Source organism: Rhodobacter sp. P2_H5, from assembly GCF_056403335.1.
In genome coordinates this window covers 188324-202399 of the sequence record NZ_JBFUFS010000008.1, presented here as the reverse complement: position 1 = coordinate 202399, position 14076 = coordinate 188324, and the positions used below count along the sequence as shown (strand labels likewise).

The 14076-nt window shown below is 66.5% G+C and carries 10 protein-coding genes; all 10 read left to right on the top strand.

Annotation, left to right across the window (positions count from 1 at the left end; translation table 11 throughout):
• The first annotated feature begins 48 nt into the window (after nucleotides 1-48).
• The 10 genes from AC1DVR_RS13340 (at nucleotide 49) to iolD (ending at nucleotide 14014) form a co-directional block, all read left to right on the top strand.
• Nucleotides 49-3324, top strand: a complete 3276-nt coding sequence (locus tag AC1DVR_RS13340; protein ID WP_478001071.1) for a beta strand repeat-containing protein — start codon at nucleotides 49-51, stop codon at nucleotides 3322-3324.
• Nucleotides 3325-3542: 218 nt separating this feature from the next.
• Complete coding sequence (gene fabI / locus AC1DVR_RS13335) at nucleotides 3543-4316, top strand: enoyl-ACP reductase FabI (RefSeq protein WP_478001070.1); 774 nt, start codon at nucleotides 3543-3545, stop codon at nucleotides 4314-4316.
• A 24-nt stretch (nucleotides 4317-4340) separates the two neighbouring features.
• Nucleotides 4341-5732: a bifunctional enoyl-CoA hydratase/phosphate acetyltransferase gene (locus AC1DVR_RS13330; protein WP_478001069.1), complete on the top strand. Its 1392-nt coding sequence runs from the start codon at nucleotides 4341-4343 to the stop codon at nucleotides 5730-5732.
• The gene (locus AC1DVR_RS13325; RefSeq protein WP_478001068.1) at nucleotides 5729-6928 is read left to right on the top strand and encodes an acetate/propionate family kinase; all 1200 of its coding nucleotides are present in this window, start codon (nucleotides 5729-5731) and stop codon (nucleotides 6926-6928) included. Before AC1DVR_RS13330 ends, AC1DVR_RS13325 begins: the two co-directional genes overlap by 4 nt.
• 70 nt (nucleotides 6929-6998) lie before the next feature.
• On the top strand, nucleotides 6999-7172 hold the full coding sequence (locus AC1DVR_RS13320) for a hypothetical protein (RefSeq protein ID WP_478001067.1): 174 nt from the start codon (nucleotides 6999-7001) through the stop codon (nucleotides 7170-7172).
• Nucleotides 7173-7323: 151 nt separating this feature from the next.
• The gene (locus AC1DVR_RS13315) at nucleotides 7324-7638 is read left to right on the top strand and encodes a 2Fe-2S iron-sulfur cluster-binding protein (RefSeq protein WP_478001066.1); all 315 of its coding nucleotides are present in this window, start codon (nucleotides 7324-7326) and stop codon (nucleotides 7636-7638) included.
• 85 nt (nucleotides 7639-7723) lie between these two features.
• Nucleotides 7724-9154 carry a trehalase family glycosidase gene (locus AC1DVR_RS13310; protein WP_478001065.1) on the top strand — a complete coding sequence of 477 codons (1431 nt, stop codon included), beginning with the start codon at nucleotides 7724-7726 and terminating at the stop codon, nucleotides 9152-9154.
• Between the two features lie 128 nt (nucleotides 9155-9282).
• The gene (locus AC1DVR_RS13305; RefSeq protein WP_478001064.1) at nucleotides 9283-10134 is read left to right on the top strand and encodes a MurR/RpiR family transcriptional regulator; all 852 of its coding nucleotides are present in this window, start codon (nucleotides 9283-9285) and stop codon (nucleotides 10132-10134) included.
• A 128-nt stretch (nucleotides 10135-10262) separates the two neighbouring features.
• A complete protein-coding gene (locus AC1DVR_RS13300) occupies nucleotides 10263-12185 on the top strand; it encodes a bifunctional 5-dehydro-2-deoxygluconokinase/5-dehydro-2-deoxyphosphogluconate aldolase (RefSeq protein WP_478001063.1) in 1923 nt (640 codons plus the stop codon).
• Nucleotides 12182-14014 (top strand): 3D-(3,5/4)-trihydroxycyclohexane-1,2-dione acylhydrolase (decyclizing), encoded by a 1833-nt coding sequence (gene iolD, locus AC1DVR_RS13295; protein ID WP_478001062.1) that lies wholly within the window; start codon nucleotides 12182-12184, stop codon nucleotides 14012-14014. Before AC1DVR_RS13300 ends, iolD begins: the two co-directional genes overlap by 4 nt.
• Nucleotides 14015-14076 lie beyond the last annotated feature (62 nt).

Genomic DNA, 14076 nt, shown 5'->3' with positions numbered 1-14076 from the left:
AAATTTTAGCAATACCCATCTTAACCACTTTCTTGTGAGGGCACATTCATGCCGATTTCCATCTCTGACCTGAACGACAACATCGTCGGCACCGCGGGCGATGACCTGCTGAGCGGCTTGGGCGGTGACGACACGATCGACGGCTATGGCGGCGTCGACACGCTTTATGGCGGCACGGGGAATGACATCCTCTACACCCGCACCGATGACCTCGCCTATGGCGGTGACGGCGATGACATCCTGTCCGTGGCGGGCGATGGCCCGGCGGAGATGGATGGCGGCACCGGCTTCAACGTGCTGCGCTTCGAGGGCGGCTATGACGTCTCCAACACCAACCTTCTGAACCTGCAACAGGCGTGGATTGCCGGCACGGCGACGATGACCACGGCGCAGCTGGCGAGCTTCCAGCTGATCTCGGGCTATAATTCGGGCTATACCTCGGCGGGGATCAACCTCAGCGACGGCGGCACGGCGACGGTGGTCCTGTCGGGGACGCTGACCAACTACTTCTCGCTGACCGGTTCCGGCGTGGCCGACCGCATCACCTTCGACCCCGGCTATACCCATACGATCTATGCCTATATGGGCGGCGGCGCCGACAAGGTCACCACGGCGGCGGGCAACGATTCCATTCGCGGCGAGGATGGCAACGACACGCTGAACGGTCTGGGCGGCAATGATTCCATCGACGGCGGCGCCGGAGCGGATTCGTTGGTGGGCGGCGACGGCAATGACCTGCTGCTGGTCTATGGCGCCGATACCGCCGTCGGCGGCAATGGCGACGACCTGATTTCGATCGGCGGCAACAATGCCGCGATCCTCGCCGGCGGGGCCAATGTGGACTTGCTGCGCTTCGAGGGCGCCTATGACATCAGCGGCGCGACGCTTTCGGGCATCGAGCAGCTTCTGGCCAGCAGCAATGCCATGATGACGGCGGCGCAGCTCGACCAGTTCACCAAGGTCTCGGGCTATGACACCAATTACACCACCGCCGGGGTGACCCTGACCCAGGGTGGCACGGCGGATGTGACGCTTTCGGTCTCGCTCAGCAATTATTTCTCGCTCACCGGCTCGTCCCAGGCCGATCTGATCACCTTTGCCGCCGGGTTCAACGCCAAGATCTATGCCTATATGGGCGGCGGCAATGACAGCGTGGCGACCTCGGCCGGGGCCGACAGCATCCGGGGCGAGGGCGGCAGCGACACGCTTCTGGGTTGGGGCGGCGACGATTCCATCGACGGCGGCAGCGGGGCGGATTCGATCAATGGCGGCTCGGGCAACGATCTGCTGATCTTCGGCACCGGCGACACCGTGCTCGGCGGCAGCGGCGATGACATGTTTGCGCTCAGCGGCAATGTGCCGGCCTCGCTGGATGGCGGCATCGGCAATGACACGCTGCGCTTCGAGGGCAGCTTCGACCTGACCGGCGCCACGCTCACCGGGTTCGAGCAGCTGAACGCTTATGCCAACACCTCGCTGTCGACCGACCAGCTGGCGCAGTTCGGCACGGTGGCGGGCTACAGCGCGGCCTATACCACGGCCACCCTGTTCCTGACCCATGGCGGGGCGGCCAATGTCACCGTGGCCTCGACCCTGTCCAACTACATCGCGATCACCGGCTCGTCCGAGGCCGATGCCCTGACCTTCACCAGCGGCTATCTCGGCGCCGTCAACGTGGCGATGGGCGGCGGCAACGACAGCATCCTCGCCTCCAGCGGCAACGACAGCCTGCGCGGCGACGATGGCGACGACACGCTGTCGGGCGCCAACGGCAACGATTCCGTCGACGGCGGCACGGGAGTGGATTCGCTCTACGGCGGCAATGGCGACGACCTTCTGATCCTGCGCTTCTGGGACAGCGCCTATGGCGGGGCCAACAACGACATCCTCTCGATCAACGACAATGCGCCGGTCTCGCTGGATGGCGGGGCGAATTTCGACATCCTGCGCCTTGAGGGCAATTACGACATCACCGGCGCCACGATCACCGGGATCGAGCAGCTGAACCTGAACTCCAACGCCACGATGACGGCGACGCAGCTGGGTCTTTTCGGCACGGTTTCGGGCTATAGCTCGGCCTATACCACCGCCGGCGTCACCCTGTCCGAGGGCGGCACCGCCACGATCAACCTGGCCGCGACGCTGAGCGCCTATTTCGGCCTGACCGGCTCCACCGATGCCGATCTGCTGACCTTCGGCCCGGCCTATACCGGCACGATCTATGGCTATGTCGGAGGCGGGGACGACAGCCTCCTGGCCGCCTCGGGCAACGACAGCCTGCGCGGCGAGGACGGCAACGACAGCCTCTATGGCTACAACGGCAACGACGCCATCGACGGCGGCAACGGCAACGACCTGCTGAGCGGCCAGAACGGCAATGACACGATCGACGGCGGCAACGGCATCGATTCCATCCTCGGCGGCGCTGGCGACGACCTGCTTTATGCCCGGATGGGCGACAGCGTCTATGGCGGCAACGACAACGATCTCGTGTCGGTGGCCGAGACGCTGCCGGCCTGGCTCGACGGCGGTCTGGGCAATGACACCCTGCGCTTCGAGAACGGCTTCGACATTACCGGCACCAAGGTCACCGGTTTCGAGACCCTGGCGGCCAATGGCACGGTGATGCTGACGGCGGCGCAGCTGAACGGCTTCTCGCTGGTCCAAGGCTATACGGCGGGCTACACGTCAGCGGCGGTGAAGCTGACGGTCGGCGGCACGGTCGCGGTCAATCTGGCCTCGGGGCTGACGAGCTACTTCTCGCTCTCGGGCTCCTCGACCGACGACAAGGTCACCTTCAACGCAGGCTTCAGCGCCACGATCTATGCCTATGGCGCTGCGGGCAACGACAGCATCACTGCGGGTTCCGGGGCGGATTCGCTGCGCGGCGATCAGGGCAATGACACGCTGATCGGTCTGGGTGGCAACGATTCGATCGACGGCGGCGCCGGGGCCGATGTGATCAACGGCGGCAGCGGGTTCGACCAGCTGACCGGCGGCATCGGGCGCGACATCTTCGTCTTCGGCAACCTTGGCGCATCGGACCCGCTCACCCCCGACCGCATCAACGATTTCGAAGGCGCGGGCGCGGGCCAGGGTGACACGATCGATGTGTCGAACATCGATGCCGATGGCGGTCTGGGCGTCAACGACAGCTTCATCTTCGGTTCGACCGGCCTGGGCGGGCTGTCGGTCGTCGACAGCGGCACCGACACGCTGGTGCGGCTCAACACCGACAATGACGCGGCTTTCGAGGTCATCATCCTGATCGCCGATGGCGGGGTGCTCGCCTCGGCCTATACGGCGGCCGATTTCCTTCTGTAAGCGTAGCAAAACCGGCGCATCGCGGCTTTGGTCTGATCCAGATCAATGCCGCGATGCGGCAAGGCCGGCACTGTGGCGGCAGCACGCAGCGGGCGGGGGTCAGGTCATGGCCCCCTCCGGACGCTGCGCTCTGGACCCCGAAGGGAGCCCGCCATGCCGGCCTTGATCCTGAACCGCGCTTGCCCTGATCCCGCGCCGACCCTTCCGCGGGGGCGGCAATGACCCTGCCGCGTCCCATGGAAGGCAAGGTGGCGCTGATCGTCGGCGTCGCCAACGAACACTCCATCGCCACCGGCTGCGCCGAGGCACTGGCGGCGGCGGGGGCCACGCTGGTCGTGACCTACGCCGACGAGAAGGCGCGGCCCCATGTCGAACCGGTGGCTGCAAGGCTCGGCGCGGCGCTGGTCCTGCCGATGAACGTGCAAAGCGCGGACGAGATGGCGGCGGTCTTTGCCGCCATCGCCGCGCGCTGGGGCCGGCTTGACTGCGTCATCCACTCCATCGCCTTCAGCCCGAAGGAGGATCTGCACGGCCGCGTCACCGATTGTTCGGCTTCGGGCTTCGGCCTGGCCATGGATATCTCGGTCCATTCCCTGATCCGGCTGGCCCACCTTGCCGAACCCCTGATGCCCGAGGGCGGCGCGATCCTGACCATGAGCTATTACGGCGCCGAAAAGGTGGTGAACCATTACAACCTGATGGGCCCGGTCAAGGCCGCGCTGGAAAGCACGGTGCGGGTGCTGGCGGTCGAACTTGGGCCGAAGCGGATCAGCGTCAACGCCATCTCGCCCGGGCCGCTGCAAACCCGCGCCGGGTCGGGGATCGACCATTTCGACGACCTCATCGAAGCGGCGCGCACCCGCTCTCCCTTGCGCGATCTGGTCAGCGTGGCCGATGTCGGCGCGATGGCGGCCTTTCTGGCCAGTGCTTCCGGGCGCAATGTCTCGGGCGGGGTGATCTATGTCGATGCCGGAATGCATGTTCTGGCCTGACCCCTTTTGCAGGAAGACCTGACGATGCAATATATCGAGAACAAGACCTATGACGAGATCAGTGTCGGCGATGCCGCCCAGCTGGTCCGCCAGCTGGAGCCGCGCGATATCGAGCTTTTCGCCATCGTCTCGGGCGATGTGAACCCGGCCCATGTCGATGCCGATTACGCCAAGACGGACGTGTTTCACCGCATCATCGCGCATGGCATGTGGGGCGGTGCCCTGATCTCGGCGGTTCTGGGCACCGAATTGCCGGGGCCGGGGACGATCTTCCTCAACCAGAGCCTGCGTTTCAATGCGCCGGTCTCGGTCGGCGACACGATCACCGTCCGGGTCGCGGTGACCGCCAAGGAGCCGAAGAACCGCCTGACGCTGGATTGCACCTGCACCAATCAGGAGGGAAAGATCGTCATCGAGGGCAAGGCCGAGGTGGTGGCCCCCACCGTCAAGGTCCGCCGCCCGCGCAGCCTTCTGCCCGAGGTCCACCTGCACGAGACCGGCGCGCTCTACCGCTCGCTGATCGAGACGACCCGCCCCCGGGCGGCGGTGCCGGTGGCGGTGGTGCATCCCTGTGACGACGCCTCGCTGGCGGGGGCGATGGAGGCGGCGGAGGCCGGGCTGATCCTGCCCCTGCTGGTCGGCCCGCGCGCCAAGATCGAGGCCGCCGCCCGCGCCGCGGGCCGCGATCTGACCGGGGTCGAGATCATCGACACCCCGCACAGTCACGCCGCCGCCGCCCGCGCCGTCGCTCTGGTCCACGAGGGTCGCGCCCAGGCCATCATGAAGGGCAGCCTGCACACCGACGAGCTGATGGCTGCGATCATCGACAAGACCCTGGGCCTTCGGACCGACCGGCGGATGAGCCATATCTATGTGCTCGACGCGCCGCATTACCCCAAGCCCCTGTTCATCACCGACGCCGCGATCAACATCGCCCCCGATCTGGCCACCAAGCGCGACATCGTGCAGAACGCGGTCGATCTGGCCCATGCGATGGGCATCGCCGAACCCAAGGTGGCGATCCTCTCGGCGGTGGAAACCGTGAACCCGGCGATCTGCTCGACCCTCGATGCGGCAGCGCTCTGCAAGATGGCCGAGCGTGGCCAGATCAAGGGCGCGATCCTCGACGGGCCCTTGGCCTTCGACAATGCGGTCTCAATGGCTTCGGCGGCGACCAAGGGCATCACCTCGCCGGTGGCGGGGCAGGCCGATATCCTGGTCGCGCCGGATCTCGAGGCCGGCAACATGATGGCCAAGCAGCTGATCTACCTCGCCGGGGCCGAGGCTGCGGGCATCGTGATCGGCGCCCGGGTGCCGGTGATCCTGACCAGCCGTTCGGATGACACGCTGACCCGGCTCGCCTCCTGCGCGCTGGCGCGGATCTTCATCGGCCATCCCAAGGTCAAACCGGCATGAGCCCCGCCTCGGCCCGGACCGACGGGGTGCTGGTCCTGAACGCGGGCTCCTCCAGCCTGAAATTCGCGCTGTTCCCGCTGGCGGAGGGGCCCGCCCTGCTGCGCGGCAAGATCGCCGGCATCGGCACCGCGCCCCACTTCAGCGCCACGGATGCGGCGGGGGCGGCGCTGGAGGCCGGCACTCTGGCGCAGATCGCGGCAGATGCCGATCTTCAGGCGCTGATCAAGGCGCTCCTCGCCTGGATTGCCGCCCATCACGCCGGGGTCACGCTGTGCGGCATCGGCCACCGGGTGGTGCACGGCGGCCAGACCCATGCCGGCCCGGTGCGGATCACGCCAGAAGTGCTGGCCGACCTGACCGCCCTGGTGCCGCTCGCGCCCCTGCACCAGCCCTTCAGCCTGTCCTGCATCAAGGCCTGCACCGCCTGGGCCGCAGACCTGCCGCAAGTCGCCTGCTTTGACACCAGTTTCCACCGCAGCCAACCGCGCCTGCACCAGCTTTTCGCCCTGCCGCAGCGCCTGACCGACGAGGGCATCCTGCGCTACGGCTTCCACGGCCTGTCCTACGACCACATCGCAAGCATCCTTCCCGCCCATCTGGGCGCCCGGGCCGAGGGCCGGATCGTCGTGGCCCACCTCGGCAACGGCGCCAGCGCCTGCGCCGTGCTGGGGCGGCAAAGCCAGGCGACTTCCACCGGCTTCACCGCCCTCGACGGGTTGATGATGGGCGAACGCTGCGGCGCGCTGGACCCCGGGGTCATCCTGCACCTGATCCAGCAAAGGGGCATGAGCGCGGCCGAGGTCGAAACCCTCCTCTACAAACGCTCCGGTCTTCTCGGCGTCTCGGGCCTCTCCAGCGACATGCATGTCCTGGAGGCCAGCCCCGCCGCCGCCGCAGCCCTTGCCATCGACCTGTTCTGCCACCGCGCCGCCTGCGAGATCGCGGCGCTCTTGCCCGCCATCGGCGGGCTCGACGCCCTGGTCTTCACCGCCGGCATCGGCGAGAACTCCGCCCGGGTCCGCGCCGGCATCTGCGCCCGGCTCGGCTGGCTCGGGCTTGACCTTGACCCCGCAAGCAACGCGGCAGGGCAGGGGGTGATCAGCCGCCCCGCCAGCCCCGTCACCGCCCTCGTCCTGCCCACCGACGAGGAACGCCCCATCGCCCGCGCCCTGCGTGCCCTGCTGGCCGCCCCGTAACCCCATCTTGCAGCCGGCCGCAGTTTCAGGCATGAGCGGCGCCTTGAAGTTCAGCCAAGGGAAGATCACGATGGATTACAGCAAGTCTGGATACCCGAAGCGGGACAAGAACACCCCCCGCGTGCAGGGCCACAAGGCCAAGGGGGCCCCCGGCGCACCCCTGAACCAGCGCCTGTCGAAGGAAGAGCTGCTGGCCCGCATGAAAGCCGCGGCCGAGGCCAAGAAGGCGGCAGAGCAGGACTAAGCGCCACCTTCGAGGCACGGCAACCTGTAACACCGGGCCGCCCCCGCGCGAAATGTCCAGAGACCGCCCGCCCCGGCCAAGGCCAGGACGGGCGGCGCCGCAACGCCCGCCCCGAAAGGCGCGGGCCCCATTCTCTGGACGCCAAAATACCATGCAAGCCACCTGGACCCTGCCCGACGGGCGCGACATCACCCTCGACGTGAAACCCGGCACCTCGCTGATGGAGGCCGCCACCGCCCGCGCCGTGCCCGGCATCATCGGCGAATGCGGCGGCGCACTCGCCTGCGCCACCTGCCATGTCGTGGTCGACCCGGACTGGTTCGCCAAGACCGGCGGCCCCGGCACGATGGAGGATGACATGCTCGACAGCACCGAGGCCGATCGCCAGCCCTGCTCGCGCCTGTCCTGCCAGATCCGGATGAGTGCCGCCCTCGACGGCATCAGGGTGACCGTCCCCGAGGTCTGAAATCCGCTGCCGGCCATCACGGGCCTTGACGCAAGCCCCGTGGTGGCGCAGACCCAAAGCGCTTTAGATCAGAGCGGGGGGCCTCATGGAATTTCTGGACCAGACCCTGAAAGGGTTGTTCGTCGATCTTCAGACCTCCGGCCTCTGGAAGGATCAGAAGGCGATCGCCGATGCGATCCTGCTGGCGCCCGCCGGCGAGATCCTCGCGGCCTACGAGGCCGCAAAGGCCGAAACCGGCGGCAAACCCGACCTTCAGGCCTTCTTCGCCCGCTGGTTCCGCCCGGTGGCGGTGGGCGAGGCCGCCTATCGCACCAACCCGGCCCATTCCCCGCGCGAACACCTCGCGGCGATCTGGCCGCATCTGATCCGCCCCGCCGATGATCCTGAGGAACGCTCGACCCGCTTCCCCCTGCCGAACCCCTATGTCGTCGTCGGGGGGCGCTTTCAGGAGGCCTATTACTGGGACAGCTACTTCAGCCAGCTCGGGCTTCTGAAATCCGGCCAGCATGATCTGGTCCGCGCCATGCTCGACAATTTCGCCCATGCGATTGCCACCGTGGGCCATATCCCGAACGGCTTTCGCAGCTATTTCCTGACCCGTTCGCAACCGCCCTTCTTTGCCGCCATGGTGCAGGATTATGGCCGTGCCACCGGCGACCTCTCCGCCGCCTATGCCCGCTACCGCGTGGCGATGCAGGCCGAGTACCGCTATTTCCTGTCCTCCTCGCACAACGTCGGCGGTCTTGCGCGCTACTGGGACGATGCGGATTCGCCCCGGACCGAGATGTATGGCACCGATCTGGAATGGAGCGACCATGCCCGCAGCCATCCCGGCTTCTTCCGCAACCTGCGCGCGGCCTGCGAAAGCGGCTGGGATTTCTCCTCGCGCTGGCTGACCGATCCCGCCGACCTTGGCACCCTGCGCACCACCGAACTGTGGTCGATCGACCTCAACTGCCTTCTCTTGCGCTATGAGGAGATCCTGGCCCAGGCCACGGGTCACACCCGCTATGTCACCGCCGCCAATGCCCGGCGCCGCGCCATTTCCCAGCGGTTCTTCGACAAGGAGCGCGGCTATTTCTTCGACGTGCAGATCGCCGATGGCAAGCTGGTGCCGATCACCACGGCGGCGGGGATGTTCGCGCTCTACGCCGGGGCCGCGCGGCCCGATCAGGCCGCCCGCGCGGCGGAATGGATGGAGACCCATCTGCTCGCGCCGGGGGGCATGCTGACCACCGATGTGACCTCGGGCCAGCAATGGGATGCGCCGAACGGCTGGGCGCCCTTGCAATGGATCGCCATCCAGGGCCTGCGCCGCTATGGGATGGACGAACTGGCCGAAAGCCTGCGCAAACGCTGGCTTGCAACCTGCGATGCGGTCTTTGCGGCCTCCGGCAAGTTCGTCGAGAAATACAACGTGCTCGACCCGCTGGCCGCCTCGGGCGGGGGGGAATACGCCTTGCAGGACGGTTTTGGCTGGACCAATGGCGTCTATCTCGACCTTTCCGAGGACTAGTGTCTTCACCGGCGTAGAGACACAAGGAAGACACAAGGAAGACGGGTGCAAGACGACCTGCATTTCATTTTTGGTTGGAATATTCGTTCCATGCTGTTAGCCTGTGCCAAACGACGGACGGGACCAGCATGGACGAGACGGCAGCACTTGGCGCGATGCAACCCACGGCCCTGGCCGCGCCCCCCGCTTCGGTCGAGGAGTTTCGCACCCGGCTGACCGACGTGCTCGACGGCTTGCCGCGCCGTCTGCGGCAATGCGCCGATTATATCGCGGCCAATACCGAGCGGATCGCGGTGTCGACCGTGGCCGAACTCGCCGCCGGGGCCGATGTGCCACCCTCGGCCCTGATGCGCTTCTGCCAGATCCTTGGCTTTTCGGGCTTTTCCGAAATGCAGCGCCTGTTCCGCGAGGCTTATACCCCCGGCTGGCCCGATTACACGACGCGGCTGAAGAACCTCAAGCAAGGCGGGGCGGGCAGCCCGACCGCCCTTCTAGCCGAGTTCATCGAGGCCGGGCGCCTGTCCCTGGAATCCTTGGCGAAATCGGCGGACGAGGTGGCGCTGCAGCAGGCGGTTTCCGTGCTCGCCGGGGCGCAGACAGTGCATGTCGTGGGCCTGCGCCGCGCCTTTCCCGTGGCCTGCTATCTGGCCTATGTCTTTGAAAAGATGGCGGTTCCCGCAATGCTGCATGATGCGGTCGGGCGGCTTGACCACCGGTCCGCCCTTCGCGTCGGCGATGCGGTCCTGGCCATCACCTTCGCGCCCTATTCCGAAGAAACCCTTGCCCTGGTTGAGGCCGCCAAGGCGCGCGGTCTGCCGGTGGTGGCGCTGACCGACCGGATGACCTCGCCGCTCGTGCGCTACAGCGATGCGGTGCTGACCGTGACCGAGGTCGATTTCGGCGCCTTCCGCTCGCTTTCCGCGACGATGGCCATGGTGATGGCGCTGGCCGTGGCGGTAGGCTCGGCACGCGGCGGCTGAACCCGCCCGCGCCCCGCAGATTTCCCTTTGCCTTTCGCCAGAAATAGAATAAATATTCCAAAAGTGCGGAACACCCCTGAGTCTTGGCATCAGCGTTCCGATTCCGCCGTTCCACTTTGGGAGAAGTCATGAAAACCCTAGACGTGATCACCATCGGCCGCTCCTCGGTTGACCTTTACGGCGCGCAGATCGGCGGGCGGCTGGAGGATATGGGTTCCTTCCAGAAATATATCGGCGGCTCGCCCACCAACATGGCCGCGGGCACGGCGCGGCTCGGCCTCAAATCGGCGCTGATCACCCGGGTGGGCGACGAGCATATGGGCCGTTTCATCCGTGAAGAGCTGGCGAAAGAGGGCGTCGATGTGCGCGGGGTAATCACCGACAAGGAACGCCTGACGGCGCTGGTCCTTTTGGGCATCCGCGACGAAAAGCAGTTCCCGCTGATCTTCTACCGCGAAAACTGCGCCGACATGGCGCTATGCGAGGCCGATATCGACGAGGGCTTCATCGCCGAAAGCCGCTCGGTTGTCGCCACCGGCACCCATCTGTCGCATGTGAAGACCGAGGCCGCAGTGCTGAAGGCGCTGACGCTGGCCCGCAAACACGGCGCGCGCACCGCGCTCGACATCGACTATAGGCCCAACCTCTGGGGTCTCGCAGGCCACGGCGACGGCGAAAGCCGCTTCATCGAAAGCGCCGCCGTCACTGCCAAGTTGCAATCGACGCTGCATCTGTTCGACCTGATCGTGGGCACGGAAGAAGAGTTCCACATCGCGGGTGGTTCCACCGACACCATCGCCGCTCTGCGCGCCGTGCGGGCGGTGTCCAAGGCCACTCTGGTCTGCAAACGCGGGCCGATGGGGGCTGCGGCCTTCGAAGGCGAGATCCCGGATTCGCTCGACGATGGCAAGACCGGCCCCGGCTTCCCGATCGAGGTCTTCAACGTGCTCGGCGCCGGCGATGGCTTCATGTCTGGCCTCATCAAGGGCTGGCTTGATGACGAACCTTGGCCCACGGCGCTCAAATACGCCAATGTCTGCGGCGCCTTCGCGGTCAGCCGTCACGGCTGCACCCCGGCTTACCCCTCGTGGGAGGAGATGCAGTTCTTCCTCAAGCGCGGCATCGTCAACAAGGCACTGCGCAAGGATCTGGCCTTGGAACAGGTCCATTGGTCGACCAACCGCCGCAAACGCTGGACCGAGGTCCGCGCCTTTGCCTATGACCACCGCATCCAGATGGAAGAGATCCCCGGCGCCACGCCCGAAAAGATCGCCGCCTTCAAGGAACTTTGCGTTGACGTGACGACCGAGGTCGCCGCCGGCCGCGAAGGTTATGGCCTGCTCTGCGACAGCCGTCTGGGACGTTCGGCGCTGTACCGGGCGGAAGGGCAGGGGCTCTGGATCGGCCGCCCTGTCGAATGGCCCGCCTCGCGCCCCCTGACGCTGGAGCCCGAGATCGGCCCCGATTTCGGCGGACTGTCGGAATGGCCCTTGGATCATGTGGTCAAGGTCCTCTGCTTCTGCCACCCCGACGACGCGCCCGAGATGCGCGCGGCCCAAGAGGATACCGTCATCCGCCTCTTCGCCGCCTGCCGCCGCAACCGGTTGGAGATGCTCCTGGAAATCATCCCGTCGAAGGTCGGCCCGGTCGATGATCTGACCAATGCGCGTCTGATTCAGCGCTGGTATGATATCGGCGTCTTCCCCGACTGGTGGAAGCTGGAGCCGATGCAGACCACCGAAGCCTGGGCCGCCACCTGTGCCGCCATCGAGGCCAATGACCCGCATGTGCAGGGCATCGTGATCCTTGGCCTCGGCCAGAGCGAGGAAGAACTCGCCGCTTCCTTCCGGCTGGCGGCGCCCTTCCCGCTGGTCAAGGGCTTTGCCGTCGGTCGCACGATCCATGGCGATGTCGGCCGCGACTGGATCGCAGGCAAGATTGACGACGCAACCGCCGTGGCCACAATGGCCGCGAATTTCCGCCGCCTCTGCGGCTATTGGGACGAGGCCCGCTCGGGACAAGCAAAATCGGGCAAGGGAGAAGCAGCATGACCACCCAGACGATCCGGCTCACCGCCGCGCAGGCCATGATGAAATGGCTCTCGGTGCAGATGACCGAAGAGGGCGAGCGTTTCATCGAAGGCGTCTGGGCGATCTTCGGCCATGGCAATGTGGCCGGCATCGGCGAGGCCCTGCACGGCATCGGTGCCGCCCTGCCGACATGGCGCGGCCAGAACGAGCAGACCATGGCCCATGCGGCGATTGCCTATGCCAAGACGATGAAGCGGCGGCGGGCGATGGCGGTGACCTCCTCGATCGGGCCGGGGGCCCTGAACCTGGTGACGGCGGCGGCGCTGGCCCATGTGAACCGGCTGCCGGTGCTGCTGATTCCCGGCGATGTCTTTGCCAACCGCGCACCCGACCCGGTGCTGCAGCAGATCGAGGATTTCGACGACGGCATCCTCTCGGCCAACGACTGCTTCAAGCCGGTCAGCCGCTATTTCGACCGCATCTCGCGCCCCGAGCATCTGCTGACCGCCCTGCCGCGCGCGCTGCGCGTGATGACCGACCCGGCCAACTGCGGCCCGGTGACGCTGGCCTTCTGTCAGGACACCCAGGCCGAGGCCTATGACTACCCGGTGGAATTCTTCGAGCCCAAGGTCTGGTTTATCCGCCGCCCCGAACCCGACCAGCGCGAGCTTGAAGCCGCCGTGGCCGCGATCCGTGGGGCGAAAAAACCGCTGATCGTGACCGGCGGCGGCGTGATCTATTCCGGCGCCGAGGCGGCGCTGGCGGCCTTTGCCACCGCGCACAACATTCCGATGGTCGAAAGCCAGGCCGGCAAGGGTGCCGTCGATTGGGAGCATCCCCTCCACTTCGGCTCGCCCGGCGTGACCGGCACCGGCTGCGGCAACAAGCTGGCGGCCGAGGCGGACCTTGTGATCGGCGTCGGCACAAGGTTCCAGGACTTCACCACCGGCTCCTGGACGGTGTTTTCCGCCCCGGGGCGCAAGCTGCTCTCGATCAACATCCACGGCTATGACGCGGACAAGCGCGGGGCGCAGGCTCTGGTCTCGGATGCCAAGGTGGCTTTGGAGAAGATCGGCGCCGCGCTCGGCAGCCACCGCTTCGCCGACCCTGATTTCGCCGCCCGCAAGGTGTGGTTCGCCACGACGGATGGTCTGATGGCGCAGCCGTCGGGCAACGATCTGCCAACCGATGCGCAGGTGATCGGCGCGGTGCAGCGCAACACCGGCAAGACCTCGGTCGTCATGTGCGCGGCGGGGACGATGCCGGGCGCGCTCCATGTCCTGTGGCGGGCGGCGCAGGCCGGCTATCACATGGAATACGGCTTCTCCTGCATGGGATACGAGATTGCCGGCGCCATGGGGATCAAGATGGCGCGGCCCGAGGCGGATGTGGTCTGCATGGTGGGCGATGGCAGCTACATGATGGCGAATTCGGAACTGGCGACGGCGGTGATGATGGGCATTCCCTTCACCGTGGTGCTGACCGACAACCGCGGCTATGGCTGTATCAACCGCCTGCAACAGGCGACCGGTGGCGCGCCCTTCAACAACATGCTGGACGACAGCTACCACGTGAACCCGGCCCATATCGACTTTGTGGCCCATGCCGGTTCGATGGGGGCGCTGGTGGTCAAGGCGGGTTCGGTGACTGAGCTTGAGGCCGCGATGCAGAAGGCGAAGCTTGCAACCATCCCCACCGTCATCGTGATCGACACCGACCCGGTGCCGGGCACCGGCGCGGGCGGCACCTGGTGGGATGTGGCGGTGCCCGAGGTTTCAGACCGGGCCGAAGTGCGCGCGGCGCGTGAGGGCTACGAGGCTGCGGTGCGGCGTCAGGCTCTGGTGAACTGAAGCCAAGCCGGGGGGCCAGCCCCCCGGACCCCCCGGGATATTTATGGACCAATGAAGGAGGC